The organism is Bacillus paramycoides (genome assembly GCF_038971285.1).
Classification (GTDB): Bacteria; Bacillota; Bacilli; order Bacillales; family Bacillaceae_G; genus Bacillus_A.
In genome coordinates, this window is sequence record NZ_CP152427.1 from 3876361 (window position 1) to 3894842 (window position 18482).

Genomic DNA, 18482 nt, shown 5'->3' on the forward strand with positions numbered 1-18482 from the left:
TATGTTGGATAAATCATCTATGCAACAAAATTATATTTTTTTATTTAATTTTTTTTGTGCTGTTTTTTTTATGAATAGTACAAGCTATGCTAAAATAAAAGCAAAATAGGAGTTGGAGGAACAATCATGACACTACAAACATTCAAATCAACTGATTTTGAGGTCTTTACAGTTGATGGTCTCGAAGAACGAATGAGTGCAATTAAAACGAACATTCATCCTAAGCTAGAAGCTTTAGGGGAACAGTTTGCTACGTATTTATCCAAACAAACTGATGAGAACTTTTTTTACCATGTAGCAAAACATGCACGTCGTAAAGTCAATCCACCAAACGATACTTGGGTTGCTTTTTCAACAAATAAACGCGGATATAAAATGCTACCACATTTCCAAATTGGATTATGGGGTACTCATGCCTTCGTATACTTTGGTTTAATCTATGAGTGTCCACAAAAAGTGGAGACGGCTCACGCCTTCTTAGAACATTTAAATGATTTAAAAACAAATATTCCAAATGACTTCGTTTGGTCCATTGACCATACTAAACCAAGTGTAAAATTACATAAAACACTTGAAACAGAAGACTTACAAAAGATGATTGAACGTCTAGCTACTGTGAAAAAAGCAGAATTATTAGTTGGTATTCATATATCACCAGAGGAGTTTTCAGCAATGACCAACGAACAATTCCTTGCTAAGATTGAATCTACGATGCAATCACTCCTTCCTTTATATGCACTTTGTAATCGATAGTAGAAAACGGACAATTTAAATTGTCCGTTTTTAGTTGTTATCACATTATATCACTTCAGTTTTTATTTTTCAAAATTTTTTTACATTTTCACAAGCTTTTGTTCTTCGGTTTCTTTAGCCCTTTGAATCGCACGGTATATAGAATACCCACTTACTTCTTGAAATTCTTTATCAATTTTCTTTTCTTCTGCTTTCGATGGAACAATCTCTTTAAAACGACGATATAATCCCATTAATTCTTCTCTTATAATGCCTTTTTCATATGCTTTCTCAATCGCTTCATAAAACTTCACAATTGCAACCATTTCCTCATTTGACCAATCATAATCTAACGGATATTGATATTCCATTTTGCACCTCATTTACCATTTCTTCTTATTTTAATATGCTATCTTAAAGAGGCTTTTTCATCTTCACTATAGCCACTTTGCATTATACACTATTTATTCCTTATGACGGAATTATCTTCCTCTTATAAGTTAATTGGGAATAACTATTTAACATACGCACTGTAATAATATTTTTTTCTATACATCTATAATTATTGGTGATATAATGCTTTTGTTTTATAGAAAATAAAGTGAACCTACCATCTCAAAAACGCTTTTGTGATTGGCAGAAAAACAAGCCTCGTACTAAAAAAGGACTTAGCTTTTTTAGTACAGGACTATATAAAACAAATAATACCAAATATTACTAAATATTACGAAGAAGAAGGAGTGTATAGATTGTCCCAATACGAAACACCATTGTTTACCGCTTTAGTTGAGCACAGTAAGCGAAATCCAATCCAATTCCATATTCCTGGTCATAAAAAAGGACAGGGCATGGATCCTACATTTCGCGAATTTATTGGGCATAATGCATTAGCAATTGATTTAATTAATATTGCGCCGCTCGATGATTTACATCATCCAAAAGGTATGATTAAAGAAGCACAAGATTTAGCAGCCGCTGCATTCGGTGCAGACCATACCTTTTTTTCCATTCAAGGCACAAGTGGTGCAATTATGACAATGGTGATGAGCGTTTGCGGTCCTGGTGACAAAATCCTAGTACCACGAAACGTGCATAAATCAGTAATGTCAGCGATTATCTTCTCAGGTGCAAAACCGATTTTTATGCATCCTGAGATCGATCCAAAACTCGGTATTTCACATGGAATTACAATTCAATCTGTCAAAAAGGCTCTTGAAGAGCACTCAGATGCGAAAGGCTTACTTGTTATTAACCCAACATACTTTGGATTTGCTGCGGACTTAGAACAGATTGTACAATTAGCACATTCTTATGATATCCCTGTACTCGTTGATGAAGCTCATGGTGTTCATATTCATTTTCACGATGAATTGCCGATGTCAGCGATGCAAGCTGGAGCAGATATGGCCGCAACAAGCGTTCACAAATTAGGAGGATCTTTAACGCAAAGTTCTATTCTTAATGTGAAAGAAGGCCTGGTGAACGTAAAACATGTTCAATCTATTATCAGCATGCTTACGACTACATCAACTTCTTACATCTTATTAGCATCTCTTGATGTTGCTAGAAAACGTCTTGCTACAGAAGGAACTGCACTCATAGAACAAACAATTCAATTAGCAGAACAAGTTCGTGATGCTATAAATGATATTGAGCATCTTTACTGTCCTGGGAAAGAAATGCTAGGCACGGATGCTACTTTTAACTATGATCCTACAAAGATAATTGTATCTGTAAAAGATTTAGGTATTACAGGTCATCAGGCTGAAGTATGGCTTAGAGAGCAATATAACATTGAAGTAGAACTCTCAGATTTATACAACATACTATGTCTTGTCACTTTCGGAGATACAGAAAGTGAGACGAATACACTTATTACAGCATTACAAGATTTATCAGCAACATTTAGAAATACAGCTGATAAAGGTGTTCAAATACAAGTAGAAATTCCAGAAATACCAGTGCTAGCACTTTCTCCTCGAGATGCTTTTTATTCGGAAACAGAAGTCATCCCATTTGAAAAGGCAGCCGGTCGTATTATAGCTGATTTCGTTATGGTTTATCCACCAGGGATTCCAATCTTTACTCCGGGGGAAATTATTACACAAGATAACTTAGAGTATATTCGTAAAAACTTAGAAGCGGGTTTACCTGTACAAGGTCCTGAAGATATGACATTGCAAACATTACGTGTGATTAAAGAGTACAAGCCTATCAGTTGATAGGCTTTTCTTTCACCCTTTTTCCCTTTTCTCATACGATATGATGTAATGTAACGTATAGGTGGGGATACTATTATGATTGTAATAGGCCGTTCTATTGTGCATCCTTATATCACAAATGAATATGAGCCATTTGCAGCTGAGAAACAGCAAATTTTATCTATAATGGCAGGAAATCAAGAAATCTATTCCTTCCGAACATCAGATGAACTCAGCTTCGATCTAAACTTGCGTGTAAATATTATTACATCCGCATTAGAACTTTTTCAAAGTGGATTTCAGTTTCGAACATTTCAACAATCCTTTTGTAACCCTCAGTATTGGAAAAGAACGTCACTTGGAGGATTTGAACTTCTTCCAAACATACCCCCTTCCATTGCCATACAAGATATTTTCAAAAACGGAAAACTATATGGAACTGAATGTGCCACTGCGATGATTATTATTTTTTACAAAGCTTTACTATCGTTGTATAAAGAAGAAACTTTCAACCGTCTCTTTGCAAACCTTTTACTTTATACGTGGGACTACGATCAAGATTTAAAACTCATAACAAAAACGGGTGGCGATCTTGTCCCAGGTGATCTTGTTTATTTTAAAAATCCACAAGTGAATCCAGCTACAATCGAGTGGCAAGGAGAAAATACAATCTATTTAGGGAATTTCTTTTTTTACGGACATGGCGTAGGTGTAAAAACAAAAGAAGAAATTATATACGCGTTAAATGAACGACGAGTTCCTTACGCTTTCATTTCGGCTTTCTTGACCGATACTATTACCCGTATTGATAGCCGTCTCATGAGCCACTACGCTTCTTCTAAAGCCCCACAGACATCCATAGGATTTATTCCGATTAGAGATGATGCAATCGTTGCAACAGTTGGCCATACAACTACAATTTATTAAAAAAGCGCCTACATATGTAGGCGCTTTTTCTTATTTAAGCTTTTGTATATTCTTTATGGTTACAGTCGCAATGAGATCCACATTTTCCGTATAGTACTGTTGATTTTTCATCTTCAAAATGTCCGATTGTTCCTTCACATACTTGGCATACGATTGTTCCCATTTTTCATTTCCCCCTGAGTTTTAATAATAATCTACTTATTTATAATTAAGCTTTCGCCTTATCTTTATTCGCACAGTCACAATTTGCACCACATTTCCCGTAAAGCACTGTCGTCTTTTCATCTTCAAAATGACCGATTGTTCCTTCACATACTTGGCATACGATTGTTCCCATTTTTCATTTCCCCCTAAGTTTATGGTCCTAAAAACTTTTAGCTGTCCATTTCCTATCAATTATTGGGCTTTTGTATGCTCTGTGTGATCACATCCGCAAGATCCACATTTCCCGTAAAGTACCGTTACTTTCTCATCTTCGAAGTGTGCAATTGTACCTTCACAATCTTGACATACGATTGTTCCCATTTTTCATTTCCCCCTAAGTTTATAATCCCAAAAACTTTTTTGTAACCGCTTAACTTTCTGTCTTTATTTTAATATGCTATACTTTTTACGTCAATAGGTTTTTAGTATAACACATTAATTATTTTTAATTTAAATTAGTATACGATATTCAAATAAAAAAACAGCCATATTTATACGTACGACTGTTTTACATTATTTATTCTTCATATTCAGCATGCAAAGATGTAGAGGGAACTAGAAATGAGAAAAACTGAGCTAACTCCGCTGCTTCGTCTTCTGATCCTAATTTAAAAATTTCCTGCAAATATTGAACATTCTCTACATCATCTCGTCCAAGTAAAGTAGATCTTCCTGTTTGCATACAAACAATGAGTGGCTTCCCAAAAAACATATTTGTATAAATAACACCAAAATCATAACGAGTATCATGTGTCATAAATCCCAAAAATCGTACCTTCACACTTTCATGCTCATCATACAATTTTTCAAACATCGGTTTCCACCTTTCTCCATCACCTTTCATTAGTATATTAAACAAAAAAAGGAATACTCCTTTTAATTGTCAAAAAATTCAGTAGGATGTAGAATGAAAGTATTCTACTAAGTTAGGGGGAACTTATATGCAACATGCCTTTATTACGCTTGTACCTAAATCCAATCAACAATCTGTTTCAATAGATGATATAAAACAACTTTTTCATAATTATCAAACAGTTACTTCCAAAACTGGTGTTCAAATTAATTACGCTTATACAAATACCGCTTTTCCTTATGAAATTTTAGATACATCAGCAACAACATTAAAACTACAATCTACTCACGATCGATATGGCTCCATTTATGTTGGCGTCGGTATAGAAAAAGAACAATCTTTCATTCAGATCTCGTTACCACCTAATGCAACATTTGGTGATAAAGGAAAAGCAAATGAATTTTGCCGTTTTCTAGCGAAGAAGTTAGAAGGAGAGTTACAATTATTTAATGGAAGAACAATGTATTTCTATAAACGTTAATCTAAAAAATAGAAAATATGATTAAGAAAAGTATGCAATTTGAACACGTAAGGAATAATGCCTGCTTTCTAATTTGCAATACAAAATATGCGATCACATATGCTAAATAAAGAAATACAAAAAATAGAATTACTTTATAATGCAACTTATCACCATTTGACAATGATAATACAACGGAAAAACCACTCCATAATAAAATATGATAAAATATAACATGTAATATTTTCATGGAACCTTCTCCTTTGACATGCTCTATTTTATTACTATATGGGATTAAGTTTGAATCAATTACATATTATACGAAAGCATATATATGGCTTTTGGATTAATATATGTTCTAACAATCCAAATAAAGTATTATATATTCATTCGACAAGTACATATAAAGACCTTGCAAGCCATTTTTATTAAAATAAAAAATAGCCCATCTCTTATTTAAAGAGATGGGCTATTTTCATTACTTAAATTATTTTACAATGTGAATTGGCATTCCAAGAGCAACTTCAGCTGCTTCCATTGTGATTTCACCTAATGTTGGGTGAGCGTGGATTGTTTGAGCGATATCTTCTGCTGTCATTCCAGCTTCGATAGCTAAACCAATCTCAGAAATAATATCTGAAGCGCCTGCACCTGCAACTTGAGCACCTACAAGAAGACCATCTTCTTTACGTGTTACAAGTTGTAGGAAACCGTCAGTGCTGTTTAATGATAACGCACGACCGTTAGCAGCGAATGGGAACTTAGATACAGTTACAGTCATTCCAGCTTCTTCAGCTTGTTTCTTAGTGTAACCAACAGATGCTAATTCTGGATCTGTGAAGCATACTGCAGGAATTCCGATGTAATCGATTGCTGATGCATGGCCACTAATTGCTTCAACAGCTACTTTACCTTCGTAAGAAGCTTTGTGAGCTAATGGTGGTCCAGGAACGATATCACCGATTGCATAGATATTTGGTACGTTTGTACGACATTGCTCATCGATTTCGATGATGCCGCGGTCAGTCATTTTAACTCCAACTTGCTCAAGACCGATTTCTTGAGTGTTTGGACGACGACCTACAGTTACTAATACGTAATCTGCTTCTACAGTTTGGATTTCACCTTTAACTTCAAAGCTAACTTTTACGCCAGTTTCTGTTTCTTCAACGCCTTTAGCCATAGCTTTTGTATGGATATTTACGTTACCTTTTTTCTGTAGAGCACGTTTAACAACAGAGCTCATAGCTTTTTCGAAACCAGCTAAGATTTCGTCGCCAGCTTCTACTACAGTAACTTCTGTACCGAAGTTAGCATATGCAGTACCTAATTCCATACCGATGTAACCGCCGCCGATTACAACAAGTTTTTTAGGAATTTCAGGTAAGCTTAAAGCACCTGTAGAGTTGATAACACGTTTAGAGTATTTGAATCCAGGAATTTCGATTGGTGTAGAACCAGTTGCAAGAACAGCATTTTTAAACGTGTAAGTTTGAGCTGCATCTTCAGTCATTACGCGTAATGTGTTAGCATCTACGAAGTAAGCTTCACCACGAATGATTTCAACTTTGTTACCTTTAAGAAGGCCTTCAACACCGCCAGTTAATTTCTTAACTACGCCGTTTTTCCATTCTTGAACTTTTGTAAAGTCAACTTTTACGTTCTCTGCAGTGATACCCATGTCATCAGAATGCATTGCATTCTCATAACGATGACCTGCATTGATTAACGCTTTTGAAGGAATACATCCAACGTTTAAGCATACGCCACCAAGGTTAGCTTTTTCAATAATTGCTACCTTTTGACCTAATTGTGCTGCACGAATTGCCGCAACGTATCCACCAGGACCTGCACCAACAACGACTGTATCTAATTCAATTGGGAAATCTCCTACTACCATTGTTATTACGCCTCCATTACTAATAATTGTGGGTCATTCAATAGACGTTTAATTTGGTTTAATGCTTTTTGAGCAGTTGCGCCGTCAATTAAACGATGGTCAAAGCTTAGAGATAATGCTAATACTGGAGCTGCAACGATTTCACCGTTTTTCACAACTGGTTTTTCAGCGATACGGCCGATACCAAGGATTGCTACTTCTGGGTGGTTGATAACTGGAGTGAACCATTGTCCACCTGCAGAACCAATGTTTGTAATTGTGCAAGAAGCACCTTTCATTTCAGCCGGAGCTAAGCGACCTTCACGTGCTTTACCAGCAAGATCATTGATCTCGTTAGAAATAGTGAAGATTGATTTACGATCTGTATCTTTAACAACTGGTACTAATAGACCTTTGTCTGTATCAGCTGCGATACCGATGTTGAAGTAATGTTTATGAACGATTTCTTGAGAAGCATCGTCTAAAGCAGTATTCAACATTGGGAATTCACGTAATGCAGATGTTAAAGCTTTAACAACGTATGGAAGGTAAGTTAATTTAATACCTTTGTCAGCTGCAACAGCTTTGAACTTCTTACGGTGAGCAACAAGCTCAGTTACATCAACTTCATCCATTAATGTTACGTGAGGAGCTGTGTGTTTAGAGTTAACCATTGCTTTTGCAATCGCTTTACGGATACCACTCATTTTCTCACGAGTTTCTGGATATTCACCAGCTGGGATTGGTTGTGCTTTTGGTGCTTCTTCTTTCGCTGCTGCTGGAGTAGCTTCTACTGCTGCTGGAGCCTCAGTTGCTGCTACTGCTTGTCCACCATTTGCAAATGCATCGATGTCAGCTTTTACGATACGACCGTTCTTACCAGAACCAGCTACTTTATGAATGTCTACGCCGTTTTCACGAGCATATTTACGAACAGATGGCATAGCGATTACGCGCTCATTTACTACTTCTGCAGTTGCTGCTTGAGTAGCTTCAGCTTTAGGAGCTTCTTCTTTCACTTCTTCAGCTTTAGGAGCTTCGTCATGATCGTCACCTTTAAATTTAAGGTTTTCGTATCCTGGAGCATCAAATTTAATTAATGTATCTCCAACTACTGCAACCGTACCTTCTTCTACAAGTACTTCAAGTACTTTACCTTTAACAGGAGAAGGGATTTCTACTACTGCTTTATCATTTTGTACTTCAAGAAGTACGTCATCTTCGTTTACTTCGTCGCCTGGTTTAATAAACCATTTTACGATTTCACCTTCGTGGATACCTTCACCGATATCTGGTAGTTTAAATTCAAATGCCACGGAATTCAGCCCCCTGATTCATTTCTTTATTATGGAATATGGCAAAAGAAATCAGCATGTGCTGATTTCTTTTGCACATGAATAACTAAAAATTAGAAGTTCATTACTTTGTTAACAGCTTCAACAATATCTTTGTGGTTTGGTAACCATACGCTCTCAGCTTGAGAGAATGGGAATACTGTATCAGCAGCTGCAACACGTACAACTGGAGCTTCTAAGTTTAAGATTGCACGGTCATTAATTTCCGCTACAACGTTAGCTGCAATACCAGCTTGTTTTTGTGCTTCTTGAACTACTACCACGCGGCCTGTTTTTTCAACAGAAGCGATGATTGTTTCGATATCTAATGGTTGAACTGTACGTAAGTCAACAACCTCTAAAGAGATACCTTCTTTTTCAAGTTCTTCAGCAGCTTTTAATGCAGCGTGAACCATAGCACCGTAAGCGATAACAGATACATCTGTACCTTCACGTTTGATATCAGCTTTACCTAAATCAATTGTGTATTCGCCTTCTGGTACATCTTGACGGAATGAACGGTACAATTTCATATGCTCTAAGTAGATAACTGGATCGTTGTCACGAATCGCAGAGATTAAAAGACCTTTTGCATCGTATGGAGTAGATGGAATAACAACTTTTAGACCAGGTTGTTGAGCCACTAATCCTTCTAAGCTATCAGCATGTAGTTCAGGAGTATGAACACCGCCACCGAATGGAGAACGAACTGTTACAGGAGCAGTCCAACGTCCACCAGAACGGTAACGCATACGAGCTAATTGACCAGAAATTGAATCCATTACTTCATATACGAAACCGAAGAATTGGATTTCTGGAACTGGACGGAAGCCTTCAAGTGCAAGTCCAACTGCAAGTCCACCAATACCAGACTCTGCAAGTGGAGTATCCATTACACGGTCTTCACCAAATTCAGCTTGTAAACCTTCAGTAGCACGGAATACACCGCCGTTTACACCAACGTCTTCACCAAACACAAGTACGTTAGGGTCATTTTTCATTTCAACGCGTAAAGCATCAGTGATTGCTTGAATCATTGTCATTTGAGCCATGGCTTACTTCGACTCCTTTTCTTTGTAAATTTCATATTGTTCAGCTAAGTTGTAAGGCATTTTTTCGTACATGATTTCCATTAAATCAGTAACTTTTTGTTTTGGAGCTTGGTCAGCCTTAGCAATTGCTTGTTTGATATCTTCTTTTGCTTCTTCGATTACTTTCTCTTCAACTTCTTGAGACCATAGGCCTTTGTTTTCTAAGAATGCACGGAAGCGTACGATTGGATCTTTTTGTTCCCATTCGTTCTCGATATCTTTTGTACGGTAACGAGTTGGGTCATCACCAGCCATTGTATGTGGACCGTAACGGAATGTTAAAGTCTCGATTAAAGTAGGGCCTTCGCCATTTACTGCGCGCTCACGAGCGAAAGCAGTTGCTGCGTATACAGCTAATGGATCCATACCGTCTACTTGAATTCCGTAAATACCTGCTGCTACTGCTTTTTGAGCTACAGTTTTAGCTGCAGATTGCTTTTCTACTGGAGTAGAGATTGCATAACGGTTGTTTTGAACAACGAAGATTGCTGGAGCTTTGAATGCACCCGCAAAGTTCATACCTTCGTAGAAGTCACCTTGTGAAGCACCACCGTCACCAGTGTAAGTAATTGCAACAGATTTTTTACCACGTAGTTTCATACCTAACGCAACACCAGCAGTTTGGATGATTTGCGCACCGATGATGATTTGTGGAGCAAGTGCATTTACGTTCTCAGGCATTTGGTTACCCATGAAATGTCCACGAGAGAATAAGAATGCTTGGTATAATGGTAAACCGTGCCATACTAATTGTGGCACATCACGATATCCTGGTAAGATGAAATCTTCTGCTTCAAGTGCGAAATGACTTGCTAATTGAGAAGCCTCTTGTCCAGCTGTTGGTGCGTAGAAACCTAAACGTCCTTGACGGTTTAAAGAAATAGAACGTTGATCTAATACGCGAGTATACACCATACGACGCATTAATTCTTTTAATTGATCATCAGATAATTCAGGCATAGCTGCTTCATTCACAACTTCGCCTTTTTCATTTAAAATTTGTAATGTTTCAAATTGAGCTGCGATAGCTTTCATTTGCTCATCAACATTAAATAGGGTCTTTTTTGTTTTAGTACCCATTCCGTTCACCTCTTCCTCTCTTGAACCATATTCTGAAACGCTTTCACTATCTATTAGCTAGACTGAAAACGCAACAATGTAAACCAACAAATTTATTTGTCGGTTGAGAATAATTTTGTGTACCTAACAATCTGTACTAATGTTTTTTCAGAAACATATTAATACAATCTTGATCACGTTTTTTAGTTTACAACTATTCTAATTACGATGTCAATTACTTTGAATACGTTTTTTTATAAATAATCTGCAGGTTTCTTCTACACAAACGTGTTTTTATTTTTCACATCTGTATTAGTAAGCATTAACCCGCTGTTATATTATTCCCTTTTTAACTTGTTTTTTCTCTTAGAATAATATGTAAACGATTTAATTCTCTTTAGTTTTTCTCCCTTCTTAGCAAAAATATACAAACTCCTCTTCCTTTTATAGGTAATTACCCATACATTTCTACCCTTCCCTCCATACATTATAGTAACCGCAGTATTAGCGGGAAATGATAAAGGAGGTCATCTCATGTACGGATACTCATATTGCTATCCAACTTGTTCATATCCTTCCTACGGTTATGGCGGTTCTTGTGGCGGGTCTGGACGCGGCTTCGCCTTAATCGTTGTGTTGTTTATTCTTTTAATTATCGTTGGTGCTGCTTGCATTCGCTAATGTAAAATGAAACAACTATGGAGAGAAACAGACGGCTTTGCCGTCTGTTTCTTTTTATTACATACAATAGTACTCTTTCCAAAGCGCTTCCCCCTACTTGTCGATGACTTTTTTCGGCTCCTTTGGTAGACTAAAAGGGAAAGGAGAGATTACATATGCTTACAATGAAAGATGTAATTCGCGAAGGAGATCCTATTTTGCGAAATGTTGCAGAAGAGGTAGTAATACCAGCAAGCGAAGAAGATACAAATACACTTAAAGAAATGATTGAATTTGTAATAAATAGCCAAGATCCTGAAATGGCTGAAAAATATAGTTTACGCCCTGGAATCGGATTAGCGGCTCCGCAAATCGGTATTTCAAAGAAAATGATTGCGGTTCATGTAACAGATACAGACGGTACGCTATATAGTCATGCATTATTCAATCCAAAAATCATTAGTCATTCTGTTGAGCGTACATATTTACAAAGTGGTGAAGGCTGCCTATCAGTAGACCGCGAAGTACCTGGTTATGTCCCTCGTTACACAAGAATTACAGTGAAAGCAACATCTATTAACGGCGAAGAAGTAAAATTGCGTTTAAAAGGTTTACCCGCAATTGTATTTCAGCATGAAATTGACCATTTAAATGGTGTTATGTTCTATGACCACATTAATAAAGAGAATCCATTTGCTGCTCCTGACGATTCAAAACCTCTAGAGCGATAATAAAAAAGGCGGGAGTTAATCTTCCGCCTTTTTTATATGAAATGGGTTCCATATTCACTTATAGTAATCCAGCCCATTTTAAGCCATGATATATGCCGTCTTCACTAACATCCTTTGTCACATGATTTGCAAGTTTTTTCAAGTCTTCATGACCATTCCCCATCACAATACCTGTCCCAACTGCTTCGATCATTTCTAAATCATTTAAACCATCTCCAAATGCATACACTTGTTCACGGTTAAACCCTAATTTTTCAATGAATTTCTCAATCCCCTTTGCCTTAGAACCACCATTTGGAATAATATCCATGGAATACGCATGCCAGCGAATAAAATGAAAATCTGGGTATTGATTTATAAACTTTTCCTCTTCATTCACTTCACAGAAAAGAAGTGTTTGATAAATATTACGCTTCTCATAAAAATTAGGTTCATATGTCGGATGCTCAAAATTCAAGCTTCCAAAACCTTCTTTCACATAATCATGATATTCAACTGATGCTCTCATTTCTTGATGATCAAGATATACAAGTGGGTATCCTTCTTGATTTGCAAACTGAGTAAACTTATGTAAGGCAGCTGGTTGTAACGGGTTATTAAACACTACCTCGTCTTCAAATACAACGTACTGTCCATTAAAACTAACATAATTGTGAATATTAAGTTCCTTACGAATATCTTCAAACATAAATGGCGCACGTCCTGTTGCAATTGCTACATGCACACCTTGTTCTTGTAACTGTCTTACTGCATCTCTTGTAGATTGCGAAATCTTCTTATCATGATCTAATAATGTTCCATCAATATCAAAAAAGACAATTTTATCATTCATTTGTCAAAATCCTTTCTGTTACTCTATATTCCTATTTTGATTATCGCTTTTCAAATTCTAAAAAAAAGTATAACATATTAAACATCTGTGAAGAAAGCGTTCACTTTCTGACCTTATTTATGAAACCTGCATATATATATTAGTAAAAAGTGTGGATACTTGTTCGTATGAATTTTCTTTTCTATTCTTTCTCATACTATACCTATAACTAACGGCTACTAATCGTTACTATAGAATAACTTTCCCTGTATGAGAAAGGACAAGATTCAACATTCACTTTTGTCCTCTTTCTTATAGCAGAGACGGCGTTTTCACTAGTAATATGCATGTTTAAAATAAGGAAAGGAAGGAGTAATCATGCTGAAGAAGCTGAAGAAAAAGCTCAAGCGTTATTTAAAAGATCTAGTCGGTAAAAAGACGATCGCTTAAATTGTGCCCATTTCGGGCTTTTTCTTCATTCTCATTCGAAAAAACATGAAAATCGTGACTGTTTGCTTTATAATAAGTAACAGATAATGCAAAACATAGACAAGGAGAGGTTTTCCAAATGATTTTTAAAGTATTTTATCAAGAAAAAATGACTGAGGTTCCAGTACGTGAAAATACAAAAGTTTTATATTTAGAGGCTACGTCTGAAAAGGATGTTCGTAAGAAATTAAATAAGTTCGCATATAATATCGAGTTCGTTCAGTCTGTTACTGGCAATCATCTTGAATATGAAAAAGAAAACGCTGATTTAACATTAGCGGAAATCGTATAGTCATATGAAATTTCTAAAGAATGATCAAGCAGCCGTTTTTGCTTTAGGTGGTCTTGGTGAAATCGGTAAAAATACATATGCTGTTCAATTTCAAGATGAAATTATTATAATTGACGCTGGAATTAAATTCCCAGAAGACGAACTCCTCGGAATCGATTATGTAATACCAGATTACACTTATTTTGTGCGAAACGAAGATAAAATTAAAGGATTATTCATTACACATGGTCACGAAGATCATATCGGTGGAATTCCTTACTTATTACGTCAAGTGAACATTCCTATTTATGGCGGTAAATTAGCAATTGCGCTAATCAAAAACAAACTAGAAGAGCACGGATTACTTCGTAAAGCAAAACTTTATGAAATTCAAGAAGATGATGTTATTAAATTCAAAAAGACATCAGTTTCATTCTTCCGTACAACTCACAGTATTCCAGATTCATACGGAGTTGTTGTGAAAACACCTCAAGGACAAGTGGTTCATACTGGAGATTTCAAATTTGACTTCACACCAGTTGGTGAACCTGCGGACTTAACAAAAATGGCCGAAATCGGAAAAGACGGTGTACTTTGCCTCTTATCTGACAGTACAAACAGTGAAGTTCCAAACTTTACAATGTCTGAGCGCCGCGTTGGTGATAGTATTCAAGATATTTTCCGCAAAGTAGAAGGTCGTATTATCTTCGCAACCTTTGCATCAAATATTCATCGTTTACAACAAGTTGTTGAAGCAGCTGTTGAAAACAATCGTAAAGTGGCTGTATTTGGCCGCAGTATGGAAGCAGCGATTGAAATCGGACAAAACCTCGGTTATATTCGCTGTCCGAAGGATACATTCATAGATGCATCTCAACTAAATCGCCTACCGGCTAATAAAGTTGTTATTTTATGTACAGGTAGTCAAGGGGAGCCAATGGCAGCACTTTCACGTATTGCCAATGGTACGCATCGTCAAATTCAAATCATCCCTGGCGACACAGTTGTTTTCTCTTCTTCACCAATCCCTGGTAATACAATTAGCGTAAGTCGTACAATTAACATGTTGTATCGTGCTGGTGCTGATGTAATCCACGGAAAACTGTCAAACATTCATACGAGTGGACACGGCGGACAAGAAGAACAAAAACTAATGCTTCGTCTAATTAAACCAAAGTATTTCATGCCAATTCATGGTGAATATCGTATGCAACGTATGCATATGAAGTTAGCTAATGATTGTGGTATTCCAGAAGAAAACTGTTTCATCATGGATAATGGCGATGTTCTTGCCTTACGTTCAGATGAAGCAAGCGTAGCTGGTAAAATACCATCTGGATCTGTCTATATTGATGGAAATGGTATTGGAGATATCGGTAATATTGTATTACGCGATCGTCGCATCCTTTCTGAAGAAGGACTTGTTATTGTAGTTGTAAGCATTGATATGAAAGAATTTAAAGTTGCAGCAGGACCTGATATTATCTCACGTGGTTTCGTTTATATGCGCGAAAGTAGTGATTTAATTAATGATGCTCAAACATTAATTACAACTCATTTAGAAAAAGTAATGGAACGTAAAACAACACAATGGTCTGAAATTAAAAATGAGATTACAGACACATTGGCACCATTCCTATATGAGAAAACGAAACGTCGTCCAATGATTTTACCAATCATTATGGAGATATAAGAAAAAGGACAATACCTTCATGGTATTGTCCTTTTCTCTTATCTCAAAAAGTGTTTAAAACGATCTACTTCATCGTCATGACCAATTACAATTAATATATCTCCCGCTTGAATATTTTCCGTAGCTCGAGGAGATACAATCACTTCTTTACCACGTTTAATCGCTACAATATTCAATCCAAATTTCGCACGAATATCTAATTCAATTAAAGAATGTCCATCAATTTTTTTATTTGCAATAATCTCTACAATACTATGCTCATCCGAAAGCTCAAGATAGTCTAATACATTACTTGATGCTATATTATTAGCAATCCTTTTTCCCATATCACGCTCTGGGTGCACAATGTGATCTGCTCCTATTTTACTTAATACTTTTTCGTGGTAATCATTTTGAGCTTTTACAGTAATATTTTTTACACCTAACTCTTTCAGAATTAACGTTGTTAAAATACTTGAATTTAAGTTGTCTCCAATCGCGACGACTACATGATCAAAATTACGAATACCAAGACTTTTCAATACCATCTCATCTGTTGAATCTGCAATTACAGCATGTGAAGCTATATTTGCAAATTCATTAATTTTATCCTCATCTGAGTCAATTGCCATTACTTCCATACCTAATTGAGCAAGTTCTCGGCAAATACTTCCACCAAAACGCCCAAGTCCAATGACAGCAAATTCTTTCTCTTTTTCACCCACAGGAATTCCTCCAATAACATCGAATACTATGTATTTTTATTGTAACATACTTTAGATTTGCTACAAAAACCTGTATATCATTCTTATTTTTGTTTTTGTATATAAAAATACTGTTGTAAATAAAATGCGATACTGAATATTAACATACCAAATACAAATATGTTTCCAAATGAACTAAATGTTTCAAAAACGAATAATAACGTTTCTTGTCCGAAGAAAGCAAATAATAGTTGTGTAAATGCAAATAGTAATGCCAATATGTAATGATGTTGATGGAATAAATAATGCGTTGCACCTAAAAAAGCGATAAACGAAAGGATGAAAATCCACCAACTTTCTAAAAACAGTTGCCAATTCGTAAATTGATACCCATTTACTAATATCGCAATTATTCCTATAACCGCCATCGTTGGCACACTCCAAAATAATGCCCGCCCTCTAAAGAAGCGAGTTCCTTTAACATCACCTTTTTCATGCGCAATGTATGTTAGTACTACTGTACTTATGTACAAGACCGAAAGAATTGTTAAAACGATAATGAGCCAAAAATGTAATTCATAATACTCATGCTCTATGTTTGTCACGATAGCTGCTAACATACACGGAATTAACATTCCAGTCCAACCATCTACTTTTCTTTCATTCCAAAACACAGTGTTACCAATCCGTATGCCTAACAACATAAAAATAATGATACCTAGTACAAATAATGTTGTTTTATTTCCTACTAAACTCGTTGAGAAAGCAATTAATCCAATAAATAAAAAGAGCACAAACCCATTCATAATTTCTAATACAGGTGATAAATATCTCTTCACCCATTTATATGTTTCATCATATTCATGATTATCGACTAAACGGTAGGCATAAAAACTTATCCCAAAATAAATCGCCGCAATAATCACATACGTATATAAGACGAAACACAACATTGCACTGCTAATTTGCACGTAATTCCCCACCCTTTTTTCTATGTTTCACCTTGATTTTACACACTTTCTACACGAAATGTAAACATATATAAGCTAGTTAACTAATCATCTGCTCAATGAATAATGAGCAGCGGCTCAAAACCACTGCTCATTATTTTATCCATTTGTATGTCGATTTGCCTCCAAAATAAATGTGAAAGATGTTTTCGTCCTTGAACTAACGGGCCCCCACTTTAAATGGTTTCACAGTCGGCGGGCCAGTTCACTCTCTAGTTCCCTTCCACTTCACATATTGATCTAAAAATACAATAGCTTTCTCAATAGCCTCTTCATCTGGTTTTAATTTTGCATGGTGTAAACCGTATTCTGAATTTACTCCCAGCCAAAACATAAATCCAGGAATCTCTTGAAGCATATAACCAAAATCTTCACCTGTCATCGCCTCTGTACATGTAATGACATTCATATCAGTTTGTTCACTTACGAACTGCATAAACTCTCTCGTTAATGCTTCATGGTTATATACTTGATGATACATCGCTCCGTAGTCAATAGCCGCTTCACATTGGAAGGAAGCTTCTATCCCCGCAACAATTGCCTCAATCCTACTTTTCACACGACTCATTGATTCTACTGATAACGTTCGGATTGTTCCTTCTAACCGAGACTTTTCTGCTATGATATTTTGAACTGTACCACCTGTTATTTTGCCGATTGTAATTACTGCACTATCAAGTGGATTCACATTACGACTAATAACGGATTGGAGTTGTGTAACAAGATGACTTGCTGCAATAATCATATCATTTGCAGTATGAGGGTAGGCTGCATGTCCACCTTTCCCTTTTAAATCAACATATAACTCTGATGTATTTGCAAATAATAGCCCCTCTTTAGTGGCGATTGTTCCTACAGGGTATTCAGGTGCAATATGAAGACCGAGAATTATATTTGGCTTCCATTCTTTTAACTCTTCGCTCTCTAACATAGGAAGAGCCCCTCCTGGACCTTCTTCAGCTGGTTGGAATAGAAACACAAGATCATCATCTATCCTTTTTGTTACAGCTGCTGTTAGAAGGCCTAAACCGATTGTCGTATGTACATCGTGTCCACATGCATGCATCATTCCTTCATGAATAGAAGCAAATTCATATCCAGTTTCTTCTGTAATTGGTAAACCATCTATATCTGCGCGATAACCTATAATTTTTTCTGGATTTTTTCCATTTACTTTAACAATGACACCCGTTTCCCATACTTTCACTTCCACATGTTCATTCGAAAGCGTTCCAATGTAATCTAGAATATACTGCTGTGTTTTCCACTCTTTAAATCCAATTTCCGGTATTTTGTGTAAGTCTCTACGAATTTGAATGAATTTGCTTACTGCCATTTTTGCACCTCTATCTATAAAAAGCGTAAGAGCCTGTTTATGCTCTTACGCTTTTTTG

Annotated in this window: 22 protein-coding genes; 8 read left to right on the plus strand and 14 right to left on the minus strand. The window is 36.2% G+C overall.

Features of this window, described 5'->3' with window-relative positions; genetic code table 11:
• Positions 1–126: 126 nt before the first annotated feature.
• On the plus strand, positions 127–753 hold the full coding sequence (locus tag AAG068_RS19860; RefSeq protein ID WP_342715566.1) for a YktB family protein: 627 nt from the start codon (positions 127–129) through the stop codon (positions 751–753).
• 80 nt (positions 754–833) lie between these two features.
• On the opposite strand, the gene AAG068_RS19865 is transcribed toward AAG068_RS19860, so the two are convergent.
• The gene (locus AAG068_RS19865; protein ID WP_000456541.1) at positions 834–1103 is read right to left on the minus strand and encodes a UPF0223 family protein; all 270 of its coding nucleotides are present in this window, start codon (positions 1101–1103) and stop codon (positions 834–836) included.
• A 378-nt stretch (positions 1104–1481) separates the two neighbouring features.
• On the opposite strand from AAG068_RS19865, the gene speA reads away from it, so the two are divergent.
• Positions 1482–2954 (plus strand): arginine decarboxylase, encoded by a 1473-nt coding sequence (gene speA / locus AAG068_RS19870; protein ID WP_342715567.1) that lies wholly within the window; start codon positions 1482–1484, stop codon positions 2952–2954.
• A 75-nt stretch (positions 2955–3029) separates the two neighbouring features.
• Positions 3030–3860 carry a protein-glutamine gamma-glutamyltransferase gene (locus tag AAG068_RS19875; RefSeq protein ID WP_342715568.1) on the plus strand — a complete coding sequence of 277 codons (831 nt, stop codon included), beginning with the start codon at positions 3030–3032 and terminating at the stop codon, positions 3858–3860.
• A gap of 34 nt (positions 3861–3894) precedes the next feature.
• Here the strand turns inward: AAG068_RS19875 and AAG068_RS19880 are convergent, their stop codons facing one another.
• The 4 genes from AAG068_RS19880 to AAG068_RS19895 all read right to left on the minus strand — a co-directional run bounded on the left by AAG068_RS19880 (position 3895) and on the right by AAG068_RS19895 (position 4878).
• Entirely contained in the window at positions 3895–4023 is a 129-nt protein-coding gene (locus tag AAG068_RS19880; protein WP_342715569.1) for a GapA-binding peptide SR1P, read from the minus strand.
• Positions 4024–4068: 45 nt separating this feature from the next.
• A complete protein-coding gene (locus AAG068_RS19885; RefSeq protein WP_342715570.1) occupies positions 4069–4197 on the minus strand; it encodes a GapA-binding peptide SR1P in 129 nt (42 codons plus the stop codon).
• Positions 4198–4256: 59 nt separating this feature from the next.
• The gene (locus tag AAG068_RS19890) at positions 4257–4385 is read right to left on the minus strand and encodes a GapA-binding peptide SR1P (protein ID WP_000536778.1); all 129 of its coding nucleotides are present in this window, start codon (positions 4383–4385) and stop codon (positions 4257–4259) included.
• A gap of 196 nt (positions 4386–4581) precedes the next feature.
• Positions 4582–4878: a DUF3055 domain-containing protein gene (locus AAG068_RS19895; RefSeq protein ID WP_342719792.1), complete on the minus strand. Its 297-nt coding sequence runs from the start codon at positions 4876–4878 to the stop codon at positions 4582–4584.
• A gap of 127 nt (positions 4879–5005) precedes the next feature.
• Between AAG068_RS19895 and AAG068_RS19900 the strand changes: the two genes are divergently transcribed.
• A complete protein-coding gene (locus AAG068_RS19900; RefSeq protein WP_342715572.1) occupies positions 5006–5398 on the plus strand; it encodes a DUF1885 family protein in 393 nt (130 codons plus the stop codon).
• A 1-nt stretch (position 5399) separates the two neighbouring features.
• Here AAG068_RS19900 and AAG068_RS19905 read toward each other — a convergent pair whose 3' ends face one another.
• From AAG068_RS19905 to pdhA, 5 genes are all read right to left on the minus strand, one after another.
• Positions 5400–5627, minus strand: coding sequence for a hypothetical protein (locus tag AAG068_RS19905; RefSeq protein ID WP_342715573.1), 228 nt, complete (start codon positions 5625–5627; stop codon positions 5400–5402).
• A 237-nt stretch (positions 5628–5864) separates the two neighbouring features.
• On the minus strand, positions 5865–7277 hold the full coding sequence (lpdA, locus tag AAG068_RS19910) for a dihydrolipoyl dehydrogenase (protein WP_000260104.1): 1413 nt from the start codon (positions 7275–7277) through the stop codon (positions 5865–5867).
• Positions 7278–7282: 5 nt separating this feature from the next.
• On the minus strand, positions 7283–8572 hold the full coding sequence (gene pdhC / locus AAG068_RS19915; protein WP_342715574.1) for a pyruvate dehydrogenase complex dihydrolipoyllysine-residue acetyltransferase: 1290 nt from the start codon (positions 8570–8572) through the stop codon (positions 7283–7285).
• 92 nt (positions 8573–8664) lie between these two features.
• The gene (pdhB, locus tag AAG068_RS19920; protein WP_000068166.1) at positions 8665–9642 is read right to left on the minus strand and encodes a pyruvate dehydrogenase complex E1 component subunit beta; all 978 of its coding nucleotides are present in this window, start codon (positions 9640–9642) and stop codon (positions 8665–8667) included.
• A gap of 3 nt (positions 9643–9645) precedes the next feature.
• Positions 9646–10761, minus strand: coding sequence for a pyruvate dehydrogenase E1 component subunit alpha (gene pdhA, locus AAG068_RS19925; RefSeq protein WP_000536893.1), 1116 nt, complete (start codon positions 10759–10761; stop codon positions 9646–9648).
• A gap of 513 nt (positions 10762–11274) precedes the next feature.
• Here pdhA and AAG068_RS19930 point away from each other — a divergent pair.
• Entirely contained in the window at positions 11275–11421 is a 147-nt protein-coding gene (locus AAG068_RS19930; protein WP_000274562.1) for a YjcZ family sporulation protein, read from the plus strand.
• A gap of 155 nt (positions 11422–11576) precedes the next feature.
• The gene (gene def, locus AAG068_RS19935) at positions 11577–12131 is read left to right on the plus strand and encodes a peptide deformylase (protein WP_000957055.1); all 555 of its coding nucleotides are present in this window, start codon (positions 11577–11579) and stop codon (positions 12129–12131) included.
• Positions 12132–12189: 58 nt separating this feature from the next.
• On the opposite strand, the gene AAG068_RS19940 is transcribed toward def, so the two are convergent.
• Complete coding sequence (locus AAG068_RS19940; protein ID WP_342715575.1) at positions 12190–12963, minus strand: Cof-type HAD-IIB family hydrolase; 774 nt, start codon at positions 12961–12963, stop codon at positions 12190–12192.
• A gap of 547 nt (positions 12964–13510) precedes the next feature.
• Here AAG068_RS19940 and AAG068_RS19945 point away from each other — a divergent pair.
• Together AAG068_RS19945 and rnjA are read left to right on the plus strand one after the other, a co-directional pair.
• On the plus strand, positions 13511–13723 hold the full coding sequence (locus AAG068_RS19945; protein ID WP_342715576.1) for a DNA-dependent RNA polymerase subunit epsilon: 213 nt from the start codon (positions 13511–13513) through the stop codon (positions 13721–13723).
• 4 nt (positions 13724–13727) lie between these two features.
• Positions 13728–15395 (plus strand): ribonuclease J1, encoded by a 1668-nt coding sequence (gene rnjA, locus AAG068_RS19950; protein ID WP_000670368.1) that lies wholly within the window; start codon positions 13728–13730, stop codon positions 15393–15395.
• 38 nt (positions 15396–15433) lie between these two features.
• On the opposite strand, the gene AAG068_RS19955 is transcribed toward rnjA, so the two are convergent.
• From AAG068_RS19955 to AAG068_RS19965, 3 genes are all read right to left on the minus strand, one after another.
• The gene (locus AAG068_RS19955; protein WP_000504032.1) at positions 15434–16099 is read right to left on the minus strand and encodes a potassium channel family protein; all 666 of its coding nucleotides are present in this window, start codon (positions 16097–16099) and stop codon (positions 15434–15436) included.
• Between the two features lie 83 nt (positions 16100–16182).
• The gene (locus AAG068_RS19960) at positions 16183–17049 is read right to left on the minus strand and encodes a cytochrome C oxidase assembly protein (RefSeq protein ID WP_342715577.1); all 867 of its coding nucleotides are present in this window, start codon (positions 17047–17049) and stop codon (positions 16183–16185) included.
• 244 nt (positions 17050–17293) lie between these two features.
• Positions 17294–18424, minus strand: a complete 1131-nt coding sequence (locus tag AAG068_RS19965; RefSeq protein WP_342715578.1) for an N-acetyldiaminopimelate deacetylase — start codon at positions 18422–18424, stop codon at positions 17294–17296.
• Between the last annotated feature and the right edge of the window lie 58 nt (positions 18425–18482).

Excerpts from the sequence above, each read along its gene's own strand:
- AAG068_RS19875 (WP_342715568.1), top strand. The coding sequence starts at position 3,030 with ATGATTGTAATAGGCCGTTCTATTGTGCATCCTTATATCACAAATGAA.
- lpdA (WP_000260104.1), bottom strand. The coding sequence starts at position 7,277 with ATGGTAGTAGGAGATTTCCCAATTGAATTAGATACAGTCGTTGTTGGT.
- pdhB (WP_000068166.1), bottom strand. The coding sequence starts at position 9,642 with ATGGCTCAAATGACAATGATTCAAGCAATCACTGATGCTTTACGCGTT.
- AAG068_RS19885 (WP_342715570.1), bottom strand. The coding sequence starts at position 4,197 with ATGGGAACAATCGTATGCCAAGTATGTGAAGGAACAATCGGTCATTTT.
- AAG068_RS19860 (WP_342715566.1), top strand. The coding sequence starts at position 127 with ATGACACTACAAACATTCAAATCAACTGATTTTGAGGTCTTTACAGTT.
- AAG068_RS19880 (WP_342715569.1), bottom strand. The coding sequence starts at position 4,023 with ATGGGAACAATCGTATGCCAAGTATGTGAAGGAACAATCGGACATTTT.
- AAG068_RS19865 (WP_000456541.1), bottom strand. The coding sequence starts at position 1,103 with ATGGAATATCAATATCCGTTAGATTATGATTGGTCAAATGAGGAAATG.
- AAG068_RS19905 (WP_342715573.1), bottom strand. The coding sequence starts at position 5,627 with ATGAAAATATTACATGTTATATTTTATCATATTTTATTATGGAGTGGT.
- AAG068_RS19930 (WP_000274562.1), top strand. The coding sequence starts at position 11,275 with ATGTACGGATACTCATATTGCTATCCAACTTGTTCATATCCTTCCTAC.
- AAG068_RS19895 (WP_342719792.1), bottom strand. The coding sequence starts at position 4,878 with ATGTTTGAAAAATTGTATGATGAGCATGAAAGTGTGAAGGTACGATTT.
- pdhA (WP_000536893.1), bottom strand. The coding sequence starts at position 10,761 with ATGGGTACTAAAACAAAAAAGACCCTATTTAATGTTGATGAGCAAATG.
- AAG068_RS19900 (WP_342715572.1), top strand. The coding sequence starts at position 5,006 with ATGCAACATGCCTTTATTACGCTTGTACCTAAATCCAATCAACAATCT.
- AAG068_RS19965 (WP_342715578.1), bottom strand. The coding sequence starts at position 18,424 with ATGGCAGTAAGCAAATTCATTCAAATTCGTAGAGACTTACACAAAATA.
- rnjA (WP_000670368.1), top strand. The coding sequence starts at position 13,728 with ATGAAATTTCTAAAGAATGATCAAGCAGCCGTTTTTGCTTTAGGTGGT.
- AAG068_RS19890 (WP_000536778.1), bottom strand. The coding sequence starts at position 4,385 with ATGGGAACAATCGTATGTCAAGATTGTGAAGGTACAATTGCACACTTC.
- def (WP_000957055.1), top strand. The coding sequence starts at position 11,577 with ATGCTTACAATGAAAGATGTAATTCGCGAAGGAGATCCTATTTTGCGA.
- AAG068_RS19940 (WP_342715575.1), bottom strand. The coding sequence starts at position 12,963 with ATGAATGATAAAATTGTCTTTTTTGATATTGATGGAACATTATTAGAT.
- AAG068_RS19945 (WP_342715576.1), top strand. The coding sequence starts at position 13,511 with ATGATTTTTAAAGTATTTTATCAAGAAAAAATGACTGAGGTTCCAGTA.